Source organism: Pseudomonas frederiksbergensis (assembly GCF_017114915.1).
GTDB classification, from domain to species: domain Bacteria; phylum Pseudomonadota; class Gammaproteobacteria; order Pseudomonadales; family Pseudomonadaceae; genus Aquipseudomonas; species Aquipseudomonas frederiksbergensis_I.
Genome location: NZ_JAAUOE010000038.1, coordinates 1 through 20,149, shown reverse-complemented (window position 1 = coordinate 20,149; position 20,149 = coordinate 1). Strand labels below are relative to the sequence as shown.

The 20,149-nt window shown below is 60.5% G+C and carries 16 protein-coding genes; 14 read left to right on the top strand and 2 right to left on the bottom strand.

Going from position 1 to position 20,149, the window contains the following annotated elements; genetic code table 11:
- The first annotated feature begins 76 nt into the window (after positions 1-76).
- The 11 genes from alg8 to HCU66_RS22015 all read left to right on the top strand — a co-directional run bounded on the left by alg8 (position 77) and on the right by HCU66_RS22015 (position 15,183).
- Positions 77-1,558 (top strand): mannuronan synthase, encoded by a 1,482-nt coding sequence (gene alg8, locus HCU66_RS22065; protein WP_420908070.1) that lies wholly within the window; start codon positions 77-79, stop codon positions 1,556-1,558.
- 35 nt (positions 1,559-1,593) lie between these two features.
- Positions 1,594-2,763: an alginate biosynthesis protein Alg44 gene (locus HCU66_RS22060; RefSeq protein ID WP_205890570.1), complete on the top strand. Its 1,170-nt coding sequence runs from the start codon at positions 1,594-1,596 to the stop codon at positions 2,761-2,763.
- A gap of 9 nt (positions 2,764-2,772) precedes the next feature.
- A complete protein-coding gene (gene algK, locus HCU66_RS22055; RefSeq protein ID WP_205890569.1) occupies positions 2,773-4,197 on the top strand; it encodes an alginate biosynthesis TPR repeat lipoprotein AlgK in 1,425 nt (474 codons plus the stop codon).
- Complete coding sequence (locus HCU66_RS22050; RefSeq protein ID WP_205890568.1) at positions 4,194-5,681, top strand: alginate export family protein; 1,488 nt, start codon at positions 4,194-4,196, stop codon at positions 5,679-5,681. Before algK ends, HCU66_RS22050 begins: the two co-directional genes overlap by 4 nt.
- A 26-nt stretch (positions 5,682-5,707) precedes the next feature.
- Positions 5,708-7,297: a mannuronan 5-epimerase AlgG gene (algG, locus tag HCU66_RS22045; RefSeq protein ID WP_205890567.1), complete on the top strand. Its 1,590-nt coding sequence runs from the start codon at positions 5,708-5,710 to the stop codon at positions 7,295-7,297.
- 10 nt (positions 7,298-7,307) lie between these two features.
- The gene (locus tag HCU66_RS22040; protein WP_205890566.1) at positions 7,308-8,771 is read left to right on the top strand and encodes an alginate O-acetyltransferase; all 1,464 of its coding nucleotides are present in this window, start codon (positions 7,308-7,310) and stop codon (positions 8,769-8,771) included.
- An 11-nt stretch (positions 8,772-8,782) separates the two neighbouring features.
- A complete protein-coding gene (locus tag HCU66_RS22035; protein WP_205890565.1) occupies positions 8,783-9,916 on the top strand; it encodes a mannuronate-specific alginate lyase in 1,134 nt (377 codons plus the stop codon).
- A gap of 169 nt (positions 9,917-10,085) precedes the next feature.
- Entirely contained in the window at positions 10,086-11,651 is a 1,566-nt protein-coding gene (locus tag HCU66_RS22030; protein ID WP_205890564.1) for an MBOAT family O-acyltransferase, read from the top strand.
- Between the two features lie 11 nt (positions 11,652-11,662).
- Positions 11,663-12,838, top strand: coding sequence for an alginate O-acetyltransferase (locus HCU66_RS22025; protein ID WP_205890563.1), 1,176 nt, complete (start codon positions 11,663-11,665; stop codon positions 12,836-12,838).
- Positions 12,839-12,853: 15 nt separating this feature from the next.
- The gene (locus tag HCU66_RS22020) at positions 12,854-13,522 is read left to right on the top strand and encodes an alginate O-acetyltransferase AlgF (protein ID WP_205890562.1); all 669 of its coding nucleotides are present in this window, start codon (positions 12,854-12,856) and stop codon (positions 13,520-13,522) included.
- A 209-nt stretch (positions 13,523-13,731) separates the two neighbouring features.
- Complete coding sequence (locus tag HCU66_RS22015) at positions 13,732-15,183, top strand: mannose-1-phosphate guanylyltransferase/mannose-6-phosphate isomerase (protein ID WP_205890561.1); 1,452 nt, start codon at positions 13,732-13,734, stop codon at positions 15,181-15,183.
- Positions 15,184-15,258: 75 nt separating this feature from the next.
- Here HCU66_RS22015 and HCU66_RS22010 read toward each other — a convergent pair whose 3' ends face one another.
- Complete coding sequence (locus HCU66_RS22010; RefSeq protein ID WP_205890560.1) at positions 15,259-18,099, bottom strand: RHS repeat domain-containing protein; 2,841 nt, start codon at positions 18,097-18,099, stop codon at positions 15,259-15,261.
- 178 nt (positions 18,100-18,277) lie between these two features.
- Here HCU66_RS22010 and HCU66_RS22005 point away from each other — a divergent pair, with 178 nt between their 5' ends.
- From HCU66_RS22005 to HCU66_RS21995, 3 genes are read left to right on the top strand one after another with little or no spacing between them, the layout of a single operon-like run.
- Positions 18,278-18,742: a multidrug transporter gene (locus HCU66_RS22005; protein WP_205890559.1), complete on the top strand. Its 465-nt coding sequence runs from the start codon at positions 18,278-18,280 to the stop codon at positions 18,740-18,742.
- Between the two features lie 31 nt (positions 18,743-18,773).
- Positions 18,774-19,598, top strand: coding sequence for an SDR family oxidoreductase (locus HCU66_RS22000; protein ID WP_205890558.1), 825 nt, complete (start codon positions 18,774-18,776; stop codon positions 19,596-19,598).
- Between the two features lie 36 nt (positions 19,599-19,634).
- Complete coding sequence (locus HCU66_RS21995; RefSeq protein WP_205890557.1) at positions 19,635-20,030, top strand: DUF4440 domain-containing protein; 396 nt, start codon at positions 19,635-19,637, stop codon at positions 20,028-20,030.
- 35 nt (positions 20,031-20,065) lie between these two features.
- Here HCU66_RS21995 and HCU66_RS27200 read toward each other — a convergent pair.
- On the bottom strand, positions 20,066-20,149 hold an 84-nt coding region (locus HCU66_RS27200; protein ID WP_241015621.1), incomplete at its 5' end, for a hypothetical protein.

Here is a 20,149-nt window from a genome sequence, read left to right as displayed (position 1 = left end):
CCGATGAGATCGCCTTGGCTTTTACGCCTGCCTTAACCCAATCGGGCTCCGCCCGAGATCGAGACGGATGCAGATTATGCACAGGCTAAAGCACGGCCTACTTCAGGCCGCCGGTTGGCTGTTTTACCTAAGTTTACTGATGGGCATCGCCATGGCGCTGCCTGCGTCCACGTTCGACTCCGAGTCGAAGGACTTCATCTTCCTGATCGGTATCGTCGGAATCTGGCGCTACTCGATGGGTGCCACGCACTTTCTGCGCGGCATGCTGTTTCTGTACGTGGTCTACCCGTACCTGCGGCGCAAAGTGCGCAAGCTGGGCAAAGCGGCAGACCCGTCCCATGTGTACCTGATGGTCACCAGTTTCCGTATCGACGCGCTGACCACAGCCCAGGTCTACAGCTCGGTGATCCGCGAGGCCATCGACTGCGGCCTGCCGACCACCGTGGTGTGCTCCATCGTCGAAATGTCCGATGAGCTGCTGGTCAAGAGCCTCTGGAAACGCATGAACCCACCGGCGAACGTCAAGCTCGACTTCGTGCGCATTCCCGGCACCGGCAAGCGCGATGGCCTGGCCTACGGTTTCCGCGCCATCTCCCGCCACCTGCCGGACGACCGCGCCGTGGTGGCGGTGATCGATGGCGACACCGTGCTGGCCGAAGGCGTCGTGCTCAAGACCGTGCCGTGGTTCCAGCTGTTCGGCAATGTCGGCGGCCTGACCACCAACGAGTTCTGCGAAGTGCGCGGCGGCTACATCATGAGCGAATGGCACAAGCTGCGTTTCGCCCAGCGCCACATCAACATGTGCTCGATGGCCTTGTCCAAGCGCGTGCTGACCATGACCGGCCGGATGTCGGTGTTCCGCGCCACCGTGGTCACCAACCCGGACTTCATCGCCGACGTGGAAAGCGACTCGCTTCAACATTGGCGCCTGGGTCGCTTCAAGTTCCTGACCGGCGATGACAAGTCGAGCTGGTTCAGCCTGATGCGTCTGGGCTACGACACGTTCTACGTGCCCGACGCGGCGATCAACACCGTTGAACACCCGCCGGAAAAGAGCTTCATCAAGGCCAGCCGCAAACTGATGTTCCGCTGGTACGGCAACAACCTGCGACAGAACTCCCGCGCCCTGGGCCTGGGGATGAAACGCCTCGGCCTGTTCACGTCGGTGGTGCTGTTCGACCAGCGCGTGTCGATGTGGACGTCCTTGCTGGGCCTGACCGTGGCGCTCATCGCCACCTTCAAATATGGCACCGCGTTCATCCTGGTTTACCTGCTGTGGATCGGCATCACCCGCCTGATCCTGACGCTGCTGCTGTCCTGCTCCGGTCACCGGATCGGCCCGGCCTACCCGGCGATTCTCTATTACAACCAGATCGTCGGCGCACTGGTGAAGATCTACGTGTTCTTCCGCCTCGACCAACAGTCCTGGACTCGCCAACCCACTTCTCTATCCCGTGATCTCGCCAGCTTTCAACGTTGGTTCAACACCTGGTCGTCTCGGACCATGACCTTCTCCGCCGGCAGCATTTTTGTCGCCGTGCTGCTGATGATGGTCTGACCGAACTCGCCTGAATTAACTAGGAAATCGCCCATATGAATACCGCCGTCAACAGCAACGTAGTGCACGAATCCGAAGCCCAGCGCCAACACGCCCGCGTGAAAATTCCGGCCAAGCTACGTTTCTTCGGCCCTGACCGGACCCCGGTCGAAGCCCGGGTCATCGATCTTTCCGCTGGCGGCCTGGCGTTCAACGCCGGTCAGCTGCCGCTGAAGGTCGGCGACGTGCATAAGGCCCGCCTGCAATTCGTCATCGACAACCTTGGCCTGGCCATGGACGTGGAATTGCAGATCCGCTCCGCCGACCGCCAGACCGGCCGCGTTGGTTGCCAGTTCCAGAACCTGGAACCCCGGGACATTTCCACCCTGCGCCACCTGATCACCTCGCACCTGGCCGGCGACATTGTCAGCATCGGCGAAGTGCTGGCCACCCTGCAGCGCGACAACTTCACCAAGGCGCGCAAGGTCAAGGACGGCGGCCACGGCATGACCCCGCTCGGCCGTCTGAAAGCGGTGACCTTCAGCGCCGGTATCTTCGCGGTCGGTCTGGTGGCGTTCGGTTTCATCTTCAAATCGGTGTACGGCATGTACTTCGTCAGCCACGCCCAGGCCGGTCTGGTCAGCGTGCAGGGCATGAACATCACCATGCCGCGCGACGGCACCGTGCAGAGCCTGGTGAAAGCCGACGGCGTTGCGGCCAAAGGCGCGCCACTGGCGACCTTCAGCACCAGCATGCTCGACGTGCTCAAGGGCCATCTGGACGAAGGTCAACTGCAACCGTCCAAGGTTGAAGAACTGTTCGGCAAGCAAATGACCGGCACCCTGACCTCGCCGTGCGATTGCACCGTGGCCCAGCAACTGGTGGCTAACGGTCAGTACGCCAGCAAAGGCGACGTGATTTTCCAACTGGTGCCGCGCAACACCGAAGCCAACGTTGAAGCACGCTTCTCCTATCGCCAGTTCGGCGACGTGCGTCCAGGCACCTCGGTCAGCTTCCAGATCGCCGGCGAAGACCAGACCCGTACCGGCAAGATCGTCAGCAGCACCAGCCTGAAAAGCGCTGACCTGTCGTCCGACATCCGCGTGCAGATCAAACCTGACGAGCCACTGGACAGCGCCTTCGCCGGCCGCCCGGTGGAAGTGAGCAGCACCCGTGGCCCGAATCTGAACTGGCTGATCAACAAAGCCATGGCCGCCGGTCTTTAAACAGAGGACATGCCCGTGACGACTCCACAAATCCTCAGAACACCGCGCACCCACATAGGATCACTGTGTGCAGTTGCACTGGCCGTAAGCCTGGCCGGTTGCGCCGGCCTGCCCGACCAGCGTCTGGCCAATGAAGCCCTCAAGCGCGGCGACACCGCGCTGGCGGCGCAGAACTACCAGCAACTGGCCGACTTGGGTTACAGCGAAGCCCAGGTTGGGCTGGCTGATCTACAGGTCGACAGCCGCGACCCGGCGCAGATCAAAAAAGCCGAGGCGACTTACCGCGCCGCGGCCAGCGTCTCGCCGCGGGCTCAGGCTCGCCTGGGTCGCCTGCTGGTGGCCAAACCCGGCGCCACCGAGGCCGAACACCACGAAGCCGAAACGCTGTTGAAAAAAGCCTCGGCCAATGGCGAAGGCAACACCCTGATCCCGCTGGCGATGCTGTACCTGCAATTCCCGCACAGTTTCCCCAACGTCAACGCACAGCAGCAGATCAGCCAATGGCGTGCCGAAGGCAAACCGGAAGCGGGTCTGGCCCAGGTGCTGCTCTATCGCACTCAGGGCACGTACGACCAGCACCTGGATGACGTGGAGAAAGTCTGCAAAGCGGCGTTGAACACCACCGACATCTGCTACGTCGAACTGGCCACGGTCTATCAGAAACGCGGCCAGCCCGAACAACAGGCCGAGCTGATCAAGCAGATGCAGGCCGCCCACAGCCGTGGCACCGTCTCGGCGCAACGGGTCGACAGCGTGGCCCGCGTGCTGGGCGATGCAAACCTGGGCAAGACCGACGAAAAAACCGCTCAGTCGCTGCTCGAAGGCATCGCCCCCGGCTACCCGGCGTCCTGGGTCAGCCTGGCGCAATTGCTCTACGACTTCCCTGAACTGGGCGACGTCGACACGATGATGAAGTACCTGGACAACGGTCGCGCCGCCGACCAGCCGCGCGCCGAACTGTTGCTGGGCAAGCTCTACTACGAAGGCAAGATGGTGCCGGCCGACGCCAAGGTCGCCGAAGAGCACTTCAAGAAAGCCGTCGGCAGGGAAGTCGCCGCCGATTACTACCTCGGCCAGATTTACCGTCGTGGCTTCCTGGGCAAGGTCTATCCGCAAAAAGCCCTGGACCACCTGTTGACCGCTGCGCGCAACGGCCAGAACAGCGCCGACTTCGCCATCGCCCAACTGTTTTCCCAAGGCAAGGGCACCCGCCCTGACCCGGTCAACGCTTACGTCTTCAGCCAATTGGCCAAGGCTCAAGGCACCCCGCAAGCCACTGAGCTTGCGCAAACACTCGAAGCGCAACTGCCACCTGATCGGCTGGCCGAGGCCCAACGCCTGCTCAAACAAGAGCAGGCCATTCGTAGCGCCGTGAGTCCGGACACGCTGGAACTGCACGCTCTGCAAGAAGAAGACGGCGAGGAATCCCTATGAAGCTCAATCCTTTCGTGAAGGCCGGTATTGGCCTGACATTCGCCCTGCTGTGGTCGTGCCCGACCCTGGCAGCCATGACCGAAGACAAGAATTTCGGCCTTGAAGTCAAAGTTACCGGCCAGTCCGAAGACGACCGTGACCTGGGCACCGCCAGCGGCGGCGACGTGTCCGGCGTCGGCCTCGACCTGCGTCCGTGGGTATACGGCGAAAGCGGCGCGTGGAGCGCCTACGCCATGGGCCAGGCCGTGACGTCCACCGACATCATCGAAACCGACACCCTGCAACAGTCCGACAGCGACGGTACCCAGACCACCGACAACGGTGATCGCAAAACCAAGAAAAACTACCTGGCGATGCGCGAGTTCTGGGTCGGCTACGGCGGACTCACGCCCTACCCTGGCGAGATCCTCAAACTCGGTCGCCAACGCCTGCGCAACGACGACGGCCAATGGCGCGACACCAACATCGAAGCCCTGAACTGGACCTTCGACACCACGCTGTTGCGCGCCAACGTCGGTATTGCCGAACGCTTCAGCGAATACCGCACCGACCTGAAAGAACTGGCGCCCAAGGACAAGGATCGCCTGCACGTTTATGGCGACGTTGCCGGCCAGTGGTCACCCGGTAACTGGGTCGGCATTCGCGGTCATCACACCCACGATGACGGCAAGCTCGACTACCCGGAGCCGGGTGTTGCCGGCGATTCGCTGGACAAGAAAGAGAACGGCGACATCAGCTGGCTCGGCCTCACCGCCGACAGCGATGCCTATAACTGGCGCAACACCAACACCGTCAATTACTGGGGCAGCATCACCGGCATGAGCGGTGACCGCGACACGGTCAACCCGCTCAATGCCGACGGCACCCGCCCGGCAGAAGCCAAGCGTGGCGAAGACCTGAACGGCTGGGCCGCCGACGTGGGTGTGCGCCTGCGCCTCGATCCGCAGTGGCAAGTCGGTGCCGCCTATGCCCGCGCCAGCGCCGAGTACGAACAGACCGGCCTGGAAAGCAACCGCTCGAACTACACCGGTACGCGCTCGCGGGTTCACCGTTTCGGCGAAGCCTTCCGTGGCGAAATGAACAACATGCAGACCGCCACGTTGTTCGGCTCCTGGATGCTCAACGACGAATACGACGCCAGCCTGATCTACCACAAATTCTGGCGTGTGGACGGTAACAAGCCAGTGGGCAGCAACGGCATCAACGCTGTCGAGAACGACACCGATGACGTGACCGGCGCGATCCTCTCCAGCACTTCCCTGCCGCTGGAAGATGGCAACAAGGACCTCGGTCAGGAAATGGACGTGGTGGTCACCAAGTACTTCAAGCAAGGCCTGCTGCCGGCGTCGTTGAGCCAGTCGATCGATGAGCCTTCGGCCCTGGTGCGTGTGCGTGGCGGTGTGTTCAAGCCAGGCGATGCGTATGGCAAGGAAGTCGACTCGTACATGCACCGCGCGTTTGTCGACGTGGTCTGGCGCTTCTGATGCAAACCGCGAAGGGAGTGCCCGACATGAACAGTGCCAAGAAAGGCTCGATCAGCCTGCTGGCCGGCGCGCTGCTGCTGGCCAGCGCAGCCGCCTTCGCCACCGTCGAACCGGCCAAGCCTGTGCAACAGGGTAAATCGACGACCATGGCCAAAGGGCTGCAACAGGCCAAGACCTACACCGTCAGCAGCGCGCCCACCGCGCCGCTGGACCTGGCCACGCCGAAACTGCCGGACACTTCTGGCTACACCAGCGACGCCATCGCCGCAAAAATCGTGCGCACCAAACCCGGCAAAGTCAGTGTGCGCCGGATGATGCAGGAGAACGCCCTGAAGGACTTCATTGGCGGCGACAACAAGATGGCCGAGTGGGTGGTGCGTCAGCACGGCATCCCGCAGGCGATCTTCATCGACGACGGCTACATGAACCTCAAGGACCTGACCAACAAGCTGCCCAAGCAGTACTTCAGTGAAACTTCGCCGGGCGTGTTCCTGGCGAAGCTGCCAATCGTGGTCGGGCAAAAAGGCATCCTCGAAATCGACAAGCAGACCGAGGAATTGCGCCTGTCCCAAGAGGCCGGTTCGTTCCTGGTCAACGACGGCCAGCTGTTTGTGCGTAACACCAAGATCACCGGTTGGAGCGAGAAGGCCAACGGCCCGGCGGCCTTCAAGTCGCCCAAGGAATTCCGGCCGTTCCTGCTGTCCTGGGGCGGCACCGAGACCTACATCGCCGACAGCAAGATCGCCAGTTTCGGTTACGCCAACAGTAAGTCCTACGGCGTGAGTATTTCCCAATACACGCCGAACATGGCCAAGGTGCTCAAGCGCCCTGAACCGACCGGCTGGATCGTCGGCTCCGAGTTCTCGGACATGTGGTACGGCTTCTACTGCTACGAAACCCGCGACTTCGTGGTCAAGGGCAACACCTACAAAGACAACATCGTCTACGGCATCGACCCCCACGACCGTTCCCACGGCCTGATCATCGCCGACAACACGGTGTACGGGACCAGGAAGAAGCACGGGATCATTATTTCCCGTGAGGTCAACGACAGCTTCATCTTCAACAACCGCAGCTACGACAACAAGCTGTCGGGCCTGGTGATCGACCGTAACAGTGTGAACAACCTGATCGCCTACAACGAGATCTACAAGAACCACACCGACGGCATCACCCTCTACGAGAGTGCCGACAACCTGTTATGGGGCAACAAGGTGATCAGCAACCAGCGCCACGGCATCCGTATTCGTAACAGCGTGAATATTCGCCTGTACGAAAACGTGTCGATGGCCAACGGCCTGACCGGTGTCTACGGGCACATCAAAGACCTGACCGACACCGACCGCGACATTAAGCTCGACCCGTTCGACGCCCAGGTCTCGCTGATTGTGGTTGGCGGTGAGCTGGCCGCCAATGGCAGCGGACCGCTGTCGATCGACTCGCCGCTGAGCGTGGAGCTGTATCGCGTGTCGATGCTCGCGCCGACCAAAACCAGCGGCATCAGCTTCACGGGGATTCTCGGCGAGCGCCAGGATGAAATTCTCGACCTGCTGGTGCGCCAGCAGAAAGCCGTGCTGATCGACCCCGTCGAACGCCAGACCAAACTGCAGGACTGAGGATAATTTTATGCACCCACACTTGATCAAATTACTCAGCCTGTCCGCCCTGACCGCGGGCATCCTCGCGGCCAGCGGCGGTGTTCGCGCCGAAGCAGCCGCCGGCAACGCAAGCGCACCGACATTCAAGGCCGAGGACTGCTGCAACCTCTGCCCGCAAGCCCACGACCCGAAGAACTACACCACGCGCTATCAGCAGAACTTCACCACACTGGTGCAGGCCCAGGGCGACTGGCTGTTCCGTACCCAGGAAGACTTGCGCACCGAGTTCGACACCACGCCCGCCGGCTACAAACGCATGAAACAGCTGCACGATGCGTTCAAGAGCAAAGGCGTGGAACTGGTCATCGTTTACCAGCCGACCCGTGGCCTGGTGAACCGCAACAAGCTGAACCCGGCCGAAAAGGCGAGCTTCGATTTCGACAAGGCGCTGAAGAACTACAAATCCATGCTCGGGCGTTTCGCGCAGATGGGCTACGTAGTGCCGGACCTGTCGCCGCTGACCAACGAATCGCTGCCCGAGACCCTGCCGGCCCACGATTTCTATTTCCGCGGCGACCAGCACTGGACCCCGTATGGCGCCCAGCGCACGGCGAAGATCGTCGCCGAGAAGGTCAAGCAGTTGCCGGCCTTCGCCGACATTCCCAAGCGTGAATTCGAGACCCATAAGTCGGGTCGCATGGGCAAGACCGGAACGTTACACAACATGGCCGGTCAACTCTGTGGCACCAGCTACGCGATCCAGTACATGGATCAGTTCACCACCGAGCCCAAGGGCGAAGCGGCGGACGGCGATCTGTTCAGTGACTCCGGCAACCCGGAGATCACCCTGGTCGGCACCAGCCACAGTGGCAAGAACTACAACTTCTCCGGTTTCCTCGAAGAGGCCATCGGCGCCGACATCCTCAACGTGGCGTTCCCCGGTGGTGGCTTCGAAGGTTCGATGCTGCAGTACCTGGGCAGCGAAGAGTTCCAGACCAAGCCACCGAAGATTCTCATCTGGGAGTTCTCGCCGCTGTATCGCCTCGACCAGGAAACCATCTACCGCCAGATGATGGCGCTGCTGGACAACGGTTGCGAAGGCAAAGACGCACAGATGAGCGCCAGCGCCACGCTGAAACCGGGCAAAAACGAATTGATGGTCAACAGCAAGAACCTGGACCTGCGCAACAGCAACCACCAGGTCGACATCCGCTTCGCCGACACCTCGGTGAAAACCTTGCAAGCCACCCTCTGGTACATGAACGGGCGCCACGAGGACATCAAGATCGACAAACCGGAAACCTCCGACACCGACGGGCGTTTCGCCTTCGAGTTGCGCACGGACGAAGACTGGGCCTCGCAGAATCTGCTGGCCGTCGAAGTCCAAGGGCCTGAAAAAGCAGGTGCCGCGCCGCAGAAAGTCGAAGCGAAAATCTGCAAACGCAACGTGTTCTCCGGCTCCGGGCAGCGTATCGCTCAAGCCGGGCAATGAGGCGACCTCTTATGAACTGCATGCAAACTTGCACTTTGAAAAAGCGACTCGCGCCCTCCCTGCTGGCGTTGGCGATGTTCGCCGGCGCCACCCAGGCCGCCGCGCCGCTGCACCCGCCCCAGGGTTACTTCGCGCCGATTGAAAAAGTCAAAACCGGCGACAAGAGTGAAGGCTGCGACGCGATGCCGACGCCCTACACCGGCGCCCTGCAGTTTCGCAGTAAATACGAAGGCTCCGACAAGGCCCGTTCGACCCTGAACGAGGCATCGGAAAAAGCCTTCCGCGAGAGCACCGCCGACATCACCAGGATCGAGCGCGGCACCAGCAAGCGGGTGATGCAGTTCATGCGTGACGGTCGCCCGGAACAACTGGAATGCACCCTTGACTGGTTGACCGCCTGGGCCAAGGCCGACGCGTTGATGTCCAAGGACTTCAACCACACTGGCAAGTCCATGCGCAAATGGGCCTTGGGCAGCATGGCTTCGTCCTATATCCGCCTGAAATTCTCTGACTCGCACCCACTGGCCAACCACCAGGAAGAGGCGCGGGTGATCGAAGCCTGGTTCAGCAAGATGGCCGATCAGGTGGTCAGCGATTGGGACAACCTGCCGCTCGACCAAACCAACAACCATTCGTACTGGGCCGCCTGGTCGGTGATGGCCACCTCCATCGCCACCAACCGGCGCGACCTGTTCGACTGGGCCGTCAAGGAATACAAGGTCGGCGTCAATCAGGTCGATGCGCAAGGCTTCCTGCCCAACGAACTCAAGCGCCAGCAACGCGCCCTCGCCTACCACAACTACGCCCTGCCGCCACTGGCGATGATCGCCAGTTTCGCCCAGGTCAACGGTGTGGATTTGCGCCAGGAAAACAATGCTGCCTTGAAACGCCTCGGCGATCGTGTACTTGCCGGGGTGAAAGACCCGGATCAATTCGAGAAGAAGAACGGCAAGGACCAGGACATGACCGACCTCAAGGTCGACTCGAAATTCGCCTGGCTCGAACCGTTCTGCTCGCTCTACACCTGCGCGCCGGATGTGCTCGCACAGAAACACAAGATGCAGCCGTTCAAGTCTTTCCGCCTCGGCGGGGATTTGACCAGGGTCTACGACCCGGCCAATGAAAAAGGCAACAAAGGCTCTTAGGACCTGTAGGAGCCGGCTTGCCGGCGAATGGCACGACACGGTGTAACTGACACACACCGCAAACCCTGTAGGAGCCGGCTTGCCGGCGAATGACCCAGCGCGGTGTAACTAACACAACGCTTTCGCTGGCAAGCCAGCTCCTACACACATTAAACATGGAGAGATCGGGATGGTATTTTCATCCAACGTGTTCCTGTTTCTGTTCTTGCCGATCTTTCTCGGCTTGTACTACCTGAGCGGGCAACGCTATCGCAACTTGCTGCTGCTGATCGCCAGCTACGTGTTCTACGCCTGGTGGCGTGTGGACTTCCTTGCGTTGTTCGCAGCGGTCACGGTGTGGAACTACTGGATCGGCCTGAAGGTTGGCGCCGCCGGTGTCCGGACCAAACCGGCCCAGCGCTGGCTGCTGCTCGGCGTCGCGGTGGATCTGTGCATCCTGGGCTACTTCAAGTACGCCAACTTCGGCGTGGACAGCATCAACGCGATGATGACCTCGGTGGGACTTGAGCCGTTCATCCTGACCCACGTGCTGTTGCCGATCGGGATCTCGTTCTACATCTTCGAGTCCATCAGCTACATCATCGACGTCTACCGCGGCGATACCCCGGCCACCCGCAACCTGATCGACTTTGCTGCGTTCGTGGCGATCTTCCCGCACTTGATCGCGGGCCCCGTGTTGCGTTTCCGTGACCTGGCCGACCAGTTCAACAACCGCACCCACACCCTCGACAAGTTCTCCGAAGGTGCCACGCGGTTCATGCAGGGCTTCATCAAGAAAGTCTTCATCGCAGACACCCTGGCGGTGGTGGCCGACCATTGCTTCGCCTTGCAGAACCCGACCACGGGCGACGCCTGGCTCGGCGCCCTGGCCTACACCGCGCAGCTGTACTTCGACTTCTCCGGCTACAGCGACATGGCGATTGGCCTGGGCTTGATGATGGGTTTCCGCTTCATGGAAAACTTCAAACAGCCGTACATCAGCCAGTCGATCACCGAGTTCTGGCGGCGCTGGCACATCAGCCTCTCCACCTGGCTGCGTGACTACCTGTACATCACCCTCGGCGGTAACCGTAAAGGCACGCTGATGACCTATCGCAACCTGTTCCTGACCATGCTGCTCGGTGGTCTGTGGCACGGTGCGAACATCACCTACATCGTCTGGGGTGCGTGGCACGGCATGTGGCTGGCAATCGAAAAAGCCATCGGCCTGAACACCTCGCCGCGCAGCTTCAACCCGATCCGTTGGGCCCTGACGTTCCTGCTGGTGGTGATGGGCTGGGTGATCTTCCGCGCCGAGAACCTGCACGTTGCCGGTCGCATGTACGGCGCGATGTTCAGCTTCGGCCAATGGTCGCTGTCGGAACTCAACCAGGCCAGCCTCACCGGTCTGCAAGTGGCAACCCTGGTGGTGGCTTACGTGACCCTGGCGTTCTTCGGTTTGCGTGATTTCTACACCAACCAGCCGCCGGTCAAGACCAAACCTTCCGTGAACAGCGAAACCGACGGCCCGGCCGCGGCGACGCCTGGAACGATCAAAGCCGTACCGGGCGACAACCCGGCCAGCATCCATCAACCGGGCTACACCGTCGGCGTTGAAGCGACTGTGCAACCGGCCTACTGGACCGCTGACTGGTCCCGTTACGTGATGCGCGCTCTGGTACTGATGCTGTTCATCGCCTCGATTCTCAAACTCTCGGCGCAAAGCTTCTCGCCGTTCCTTTACTTCCAGTTCTGAGGGATCTGACCATGACCCGCTCATTACGCATCTTCTACATCGCCCTGTTCCTGGTGACCTTGCTGGTCCTGGGTCTGTGGTCGGTACGCAGCTTCTTCGGCTTCAGCACCAACGCCGATGCCACCGTGCTCAACGGTCGCTGGAGCAAAGCCGTCGAGACGCACTATGACGACGAGTTTCCGATCAAGCGCCTGGGCACCAACCTTTGGGCCGCGCTGGATTTCAAACTGTTCAACGAAGGGCGTCCGGGCGTGGTGCTCGGTCGCGATCAGTGGCTCTACAGCGATGAAGAGTTCCACCCGATCGTCAACGAAGAGTTGAACCTGCAAGGCAACTACGCGCTGGTCGAAGGCGTGCGCCAGGAACTGAAAGCCAAAGGCGTGCAACTGGTGATGGCGATCGTGCCGGCCAAGGCCCGCCTGTATCCGGAACACCTGGGTGAAGAGAAGCCGGCGAGTATCCACGCCAATCTGTACAAGGACTTCCACGCTCGCGTGGCGGCCGACAAGATCCTCGCCCCCGACCTGCTCGGCCCGCTGCAACAAGCCAAACAGAACGGTCAGCAAGTGTTCCTGCGCACCGACACCCACTGGACCCCGGAAGGCGCGCAAATCGCTGCCCAGGCCCTGGCCAAAACCATTGCCGACAAGGCACCGCTCAGTGGTGAACCGCAAAACTTCGTCACCGAACCTGCTGAGAAAGTGACGCACAAGGGCGACCTGCGCTTGTTCCTGCCACTGGACCCGCTGTTCGAAAACCTGATGCCGGCGCCAGAACCTTTGCAAAAGCGCAACACCGTGGCGGCCCAGGATCAGCCTGCCGGTGACGACGCGTTGTTTGCCAACACTGAAGTGCCGGTGGCCCTGATCGGCACCAGCTACAGCGCCAACCCGAGCTGGAACTTCGTCGGTGCGCTGAAGGAAGCGCTGCACAGCGACGTGGTCAATTACGCCGAAGACGGCCACGGCCCGGTTCTGCCGATGCTCAGCTACCTCAAAAGCGATGCTTTCAAGAACAGCCCGCCACAAGTGCTGATCTGGGAGTTCCCTGAACGATATCTGCCCGTGAACAACGAAATCGGTGACGCCGACCCGCAGTGGGTCGCAGAGCTTAAACAAGCCGGCGCGCGCCAACAAAACGTAGCTGTAAACACCAAATCCGAGACGCCCGACCGGGCGCAAAACTGAAAGAGAGGTATACCCATGACTTTCACTACTACTCCTCGTCGTCTCGCTGCTCGTTCCATCAAGGCAGTTGCTCTCGTTGCCGGCATGAGCGTGCTGTCCATACAGGCCTTCGCCGCGGGTGACGCCGCCCTCTACGGCCCTGTCGCGCCAAAAGGCTCCAGCTTCGTGCGGGTCTACAACGCCGGCAACGCTGAAGTCAGCGCCACCGTTGGCACCACCAACCTGAGCGAAGTCGCGCCGCTGTCCAGCACTGACTTCAGCTTCATGCCGGGCGGCGACTACAGCGCCAAGGTCGGCAGCCAGACCCTGCCGGTGAAACTGGCCGGTGATCACTATTACACCCTGGTCAACAACGCCAGCGGCGCGCCGCAACTGATCGAAGAACCGCCGTTCAAGAACAAACAGAAATCCCTGGTACGCGTGCAGAACCTCAGCGACAAGGCGCTGACCCTGAAAACCGCCGACGGCAAGACCGAAGTGGTGCCAAGCGTGGCCGCCAAGGGCCGTGGCGAGCGTGAAATCAACCCGGTGAAAGTCAGCCTGGCGCTGTACGAAGGCGACAAGAAAGTCGGCGACGTGAAGCCGGTTGCCCTGGAACGCGGTGAAGCCGCGGTGCTGTACGTCACCGGCAATGGCAGCAGCCTGTCGCCAGTGTGGGTCAAGCGCCCGGTGTCGACGCGCTAATCAATAGTCGGATTGCCGGGATTTCTCCCACAGGACCGCTGAAAAAACGCGGCCCCCCGTAGGAGCTGGCTTGCCAGCGAAGGCGCCCTCAAGGGCGCCATCGCCAGCAAGCCGGCTCCTACGGAAGGCAATCCGGTACGGAACAAGAACAAGAGTGAAACGACAGAACGTTCGTGGCTCTAACCAATCGATTTTAAAGGAGTAACAACATGATTCCGGTGATCTTGTCAGGTGGTAGCGGCTCACGTCTTTGGCCGCTTTCGCGTAAGCAGTTCCCCAAGCAATTCCTCGCCCTGACCGGCGAACACACGCTGTTCCAACAAACCCTGGAACGCCTGGTGTTCGAAGGCATGGACTCCCCTATCGTGGTCTGCAACAAGGATCACCGCTTTATCGTCAACGAGCAGCTGAGCGCTCGTAAGCTGGAAGCCCAGCGCATCCTGATGGAGCCCTTCGGCCGCAATACCGCGCCGGCCGTGGCCCTGACCGCGATGATGCTGGTCAATGAAGGTCGCGACGAACTGATGCTGGTGCTGCCGGCCGACCACGTGCTGGAAGACCAGAAAGCCCTGCAACGCGCCCTGGCCCTGGCCACCGTGGCGGCCGAGCGTGGCGAGATGGTGCTGTTCGGCGTGCCGGCGACCAAACCGGAAACCGGTTACGGCTACATCAAATCCACCAACGATGCCCTGCTGCCGGAAGGCGTCAGCCGTGTCTCGCACTTCGTCGAAAAACCCGACGTGAAACGCGCCACCGAGTTCGTCCAGTCCGGTGGTTACTTCTGGAACAGCGGCATGTTCCTGTTCCGCGCCAGCCGCTTCCTCGAAGAGCTGAAAAAGCACGATCCGGACATCTACGACACCTGCCTGCTGACCCTGGAACGCAGCCAACAGGACGCCGACACCGTCACCCTCGACGAAGCCACCTTCGCCTGCTGCCCGGACAATTCCATCGACTACTCGGTGATGGAAAAAACCCAGCGCGCCTGCGTGGTGCCGCTGACCGCGGGCTGGAGCGATGTCGGTTGCTGGTCGTCGTTGTGGGAAGTGAATGAAAAAGATGCCAACGGCAACGTCACCAAAGGTGACGTGGTCATTCAGGACAGCAAAAACTGCATGATCCACGGCAACGGCAAACTGGTGTCGGTGATCGGCCTGGAAAACATCGTGGTGGTCGAAACCAAGGACGCCATGATGATCGCCCACAAGGACAAGGTCCAAGGCGTCAAACAGATGGTCAACACCCTCAACGAGCAGGGCCGCAGCGAAACCCAGAACCACTGCGAAGTCTATCGTCCGTGGGGTTCCTACGACTCGGTGGACATGGGCGGTCGCTTCCAGGTCAAGCACATCTCGGTCAAACCGGGCGCGTGCCTGTCGCTGCAAATGCACCACCACCGCGCCGAACACTGGATCGTGGTCAGCGGCACCGCGGAAGTGACCTGCGACGAAAACGTGTTCCTGCTCACTGAAAACCAGTCGACCTACATCCCGATCGCCTCGGTTCACCGTCTGCGCAACCCGGGCAAGATTCCACTCGAGATCATCGAAGTGCAATCGGGCAGCTACCTGGGCGAAGACGATATCGAGCGGTTTGAAGATATCTACGGTCGTTCAACTCCGATCGAACGCGGCGTAGCGGTGAAAACCATCGCCCAGTGATTGACCGGTAAAACAAAAAGCCCCCGTCCAGCCCGCTGCGTCCCCTATCCGCAGTGGGTTGGGCGGGGGCTTTTTTTATCTGACTGAAGGTTTGACGGCAGTGCCGACTTGCTTGCTCATGGTCTTTCTGACCTTCGGCTTCTCCATCACATTGGTAAAGGATTTTGATCCTCCAAACAGTTTCCGCTCCGTGGAAAACTTACCGATAGTCGGCGCTCCTTGAAGGCTCTGGTAGTGAATATTCCAGACCCTGGTTTTGCGGTCGTACTTCATGAAAGCGAAACCGGTCAGCTCCGTCACCACTTGCGTGCCTTCGTTATCGAAGCCGTAATCCATGAACTCCATGGCCGCACTCATTCCCATACCGTGCTCGGCCGCCGGTAGTTGGTTGTACTGGGCCTCTTCCTTTGATCCCTCGACGTGTCTTACCCGCAATACATTGTCGTTGAGCTGATCCACCGTCAAAGAACAGCCACTGAATCCCGGGGTGAAAACATACTCGGGATCCGTACCCTTGGGATGCAGCGGTATGTCAACGTACCCCCCCTGAGGCGCCCAGTAACCGGACACAGCACTTGATTGATCGGGTATTTCGCCCGCCGCGATATCGACGATCTTGAGGGCATTGAATTCACCTTTCGCGGAACCGGAATAACTTATGTGCTGCATCGAAAATATAAAACTGGCTCCGCCGCTGTTATTCATTTGAGAGGCAACGCTTGATGAGTAACGGACCTTCGTCGACATGAACAAATCGGTATTGACCATCTCGCGACTGAATTGGGGCACCGACAATGCCTTGCGAAGGTCGGTCGGTTTGGCCGTGAACGGCACCATTTGGTGAGCTTTTCCCGCGTCGATGGGAACGGCGCCCTGCACATCGCGTTCCTTGCCCACCGCGAGAACCGGAGCCCATAAACCATTGGCCAGTTTTTTACGGGTGACCGCGCCTTCGTCATCCATGAAGTTGACCGGGTTGTTATGAACCATCCGATAGAGGTTCGATCCATCTGCATAACCGGACGGATCCGCACTGCACCAACGTTGAAACCACGGGATGTAGTAGCGCAACCCGTAGTAATAAAGCCCGGTCACGTCCCGCTCCTTGCCCGAATAACCAACGGTCTTATAGCTGACCGCGACGGGGTCGCCGTCCAGCCAGGCCGATTCGCCGAACGGGTAAAAGGCTTCCCGGCTGATGATCTGCGCGTCAGCCGTAAGCTCCAGCCCAATCGAACCCAGATGATCGGTGTGGTTGTACCGGTATCGGTCGTTGATGCCTCCCGGTGGTGGGCTCTCCCAACGCAGTAACCGTACGTTGTTGAGTCCGCCCTGGGCGGTGATGACTTGCAGATTTTCCCCGGTGCCACTGTGAGTGCGCAGCTCCAGCCCAGGCAAGTAACGCGTTTCGGCCACCACGGTGCGGGCATTAGTATTTAGCGAGCGAATTTTACGCACTCGCTGACCACCGCCATCATAGGCATACGATTCCCGGTCATTAAGTCCGGAAACTCGCTCCACCGGGCTGACCGATTGCAGCTGGTTGCGCAGATCCCACGTCAGAAAACGCCCCTGATCCAGCTCCAGCAAATTACCTTTGGCGTCGAACGCAGCGCCGATGTCCTCTTCGGCAGGCGGCACGCCATTGCGCCAGGGCAGACAGCGGTTGCTGTAGCGGGCGGCGGTCAGATCGCGTCCATGGTTTTGCGCGCCGACGTGGGTCAGCTTCAACAAATTTCCGCCCTTGTCATAGGTATAGGCCTGCCGGTAGTTGCTGACCGCTGACGGATCAATGCGACCGATCGAGTCCGGCCCTTGATTGGCCCCGCCCGCCTCCCAACCAAAGGCCTCGATCAACTGGTAAAGGCTGTCGTAGCGGAAGCGGCTGATCGGGTCGATGCGCCGGTTGGCGAAGTAGCGGATCGGCAAGGCCTGATCCTCGATACTCAGGACATTGCCCATCCGGTCATAGCCGTAGATCAGATGCTGCAACACCCCGCCACTGGCGTCCTCGGCCCGGCGACATATCAGGCGACCATCTTCGGGTCGATAGGCCAACGTCGTCCGCACCCCGTTCCCCGCGACCTCCCCTTCGACTTGCCCTTGGGCGTTGTAGCGGATCTCGCTGACCAACGTTTGCCCAGTGGGTTGATCCTTCAATTGCAGTCGACTTTCGCGCAATCGGCCATCGATGGTCAGACCGAAGGCCTGACGATTGCCCTTGGCATCGATCTGCTCCAGCACATCACCCAAAGGACCGAAACGCCATCTGGATATCGCCCCCGTACCCGGCTCGAGCAGCCGTTGGCGATCATCAATCGATTCCGGCCAGTCGGGGGTTACCGGGTCCAGAGTGAAATGACGGATTTGTTCGAGAGAGTTGTCGGTAATTGCAAACGACGGGAACAGCATCGTTCCCGCCGGGTCATCATGACGAATCAGCTGGCCGTACTGATTACGCGTCGGATCGCCCAGACCGGGACGACCATAGGTAAAACGCTCGACACAGTGCCGAGGCTCGCTCGCCCCTTGTTCGAACACCGCGACCGCGCGCAGCGAATCGTCATACTCGACCTCGCGACGGGTTTCGCGACTGTCCCACCCCAATACCACTTCGTCAGCCAAACCATGCAGGTTGATCTGCGTTCCGGCATCGACGCTGTCCGTGCGCAACACGTTCCCGGGCAGCGAATACACCGTGGTCAGATTGGCCGGCGCCAGGGGATCGCCCACTTGCAGCGCCCATAATCGCGGATCCCACTGCTTGACCGCACGTCCTGCGCCATCGTGAACAGTGCGGTTGATGCGGGCCTCGGCGGGCTGGTTTTCGATGGCACGCCAATAATCCACCGAACGGATCGACAAGCCGCGCGGATCGACAACGCTCAGCCTCGGCGTTTTTGAATGCAATCCCATTGTCATCGCCCACCCAATGACAACCCTGTCAGTCAATGTCTTCTAACGTTTCGATCACCTGCCTGGCTACTGTCAGAAATTACAGTAGCGACCAACGGTCATCGACCTTGGGCCATGAATGTCCATTCTTGCGCCCCTTCGGTAGGATGGTGTTCATGAGTTCAAGGAGCGTTCAAACATGTTCATCGGCGTCCTGCTGGTCATTACCTGGCTGATCCTGCTGCTGCGCTATCCGGCCAAGGCCGTGCCGGTGTCCATGGCGGCCGCCGTCGGGTTGGGCCTGGTGGCGACGTGGGTAGTCTGGCTGGACAACCGCGAGGTCAAGCAACTGGCGCGCCTTGAACTGCGTATCGTCTATGCCCCGGAGCACTGCCCGGCGGATCGCCCGTTGAAGCTGACGATGAAGAACGGTAACGACGTGCCATTGACCGAACTGCGCTGGCGCGTCGCCGCATATGCGCCGGGCGATACGGTGAACCTGGCCGACAATCAATACACCGCGCCACGCTATCGCGGCCCCGGCGAACTGCAGGCCGGCGGCAATTGGGAAGACTGCTTGCCGTTGCCGCCGCTGCGCCCCGGCTATCGCCCGCAAACCCTGGAGTTTCGCGCCGAGCGTTTGCAGGGTAGTTTCTCCGACTGATCCCCCTTTTCTTTTGCACAAGGACCGCGCCATGCCCGTTGCGTTGATTACCGGTTGTTCCAGCGGCATTGGCCGCGCCCTCGCCGACACCTTCAAACGTGCCGGTTATGACGTCTGGGCCAGCGCCCGCAAAGCTGAAGATGTGGCAACCCTGACCGCCGCCGGGTTCACCGCCGTGCAACTGGACGTCAACGACAGCCCGGCGCTCGAACAGCTGAGCGAGCGGATCAACCAGCAACACGGCGGCCTCGATGTGCTGATCAACAACGCCGGTTATGGCGCCATGGGTCCGCTGCTGGACGGCGGCGTGCCGGCCATGCAGCGTCAGTTCGAAACCAACGTGTTCGCCATCGTCGGCGTCACCCGCGCGATGTTCCCGGTACTGCGTCGCGCCAGGGGGCTGGTGGTGAACATCGGCAGCGTGTCCGGGGTTTTGGTCACGCCGTTTGCCGGCGCCTACTGCGCCTCGAAAGCCGCGGTGCATGCCTTGAGCGATGCGCTGCGCATGGAACTGGCGCCGTTCGGTGTGCGGGTGATGGAAGTCCAGCCCGGCGCGATCGAATCCAGCTTCGCCAAGAATGCCGGCCACGAAGCCGAGCAACTGATCACCGAACAATCGCCGTGGTGGCCGTTGCGTGAAGGTATTCGTGCACGGGCCAAGGCCTCTCAGGACAAACCGACGCCGGCCAGTGAATTTGCCGCCGGTTTGCTCAAGGCTGTACAGCAAAGCAAACCGCCGCGCCTGGTGCGTTTGGGTAACGGCAGCCGGGCGTTGCCGTTGATGGCGGGGTTGCTGCCAAAAGGATTGTTGGAGTCGGGGTTGATGAAGCGGTTCGGGTTGCGTGGGCAGCTTTGAGACCGGGTTGACGCTTCAGAATTTCAGGAATCAAACATGACCGACTACACCCAATACTTTGACGAAGTGATCCAGGCCCACGTCGCCATCGAGCAATGGCTGGCCGAGGAGCGAGACCTGTCTGAGCTTGAACAATTGCTGACGCGTTTTTCACCGCAGTTTTCCATGGTCTCACCGTTGGGCCGGGTGCTGGATTTCGAGGCGTTGAATGAATTGTTTCTGCTGGCGGGCGGCAAGAAACTCGGATTCAGGATTGAGCTCAGCGAGTTGCGAGGTATCGCACTGTATGACGGTGGCGCAGTGGTGAGTTACCGCGAGCAGCAGACCGATGCGACGGGGCTGCATTCTGATCGGCGGTCGACGGTTGTATTTGAGCAGCTCGACGGCAAGGTGGTCTGGCGGCATTTGCATGAGACGTTTTGCAAGGAGTGATACCGAGTCGCTATGGGTGCGACTCGGTCTTGCAGTCAGTTAACCACCACCGTACACGTAATCCCCGCCGCCAACAGCACCCCCTCCGGCACTTCATCAATGTGAATCCTGACCGGCAC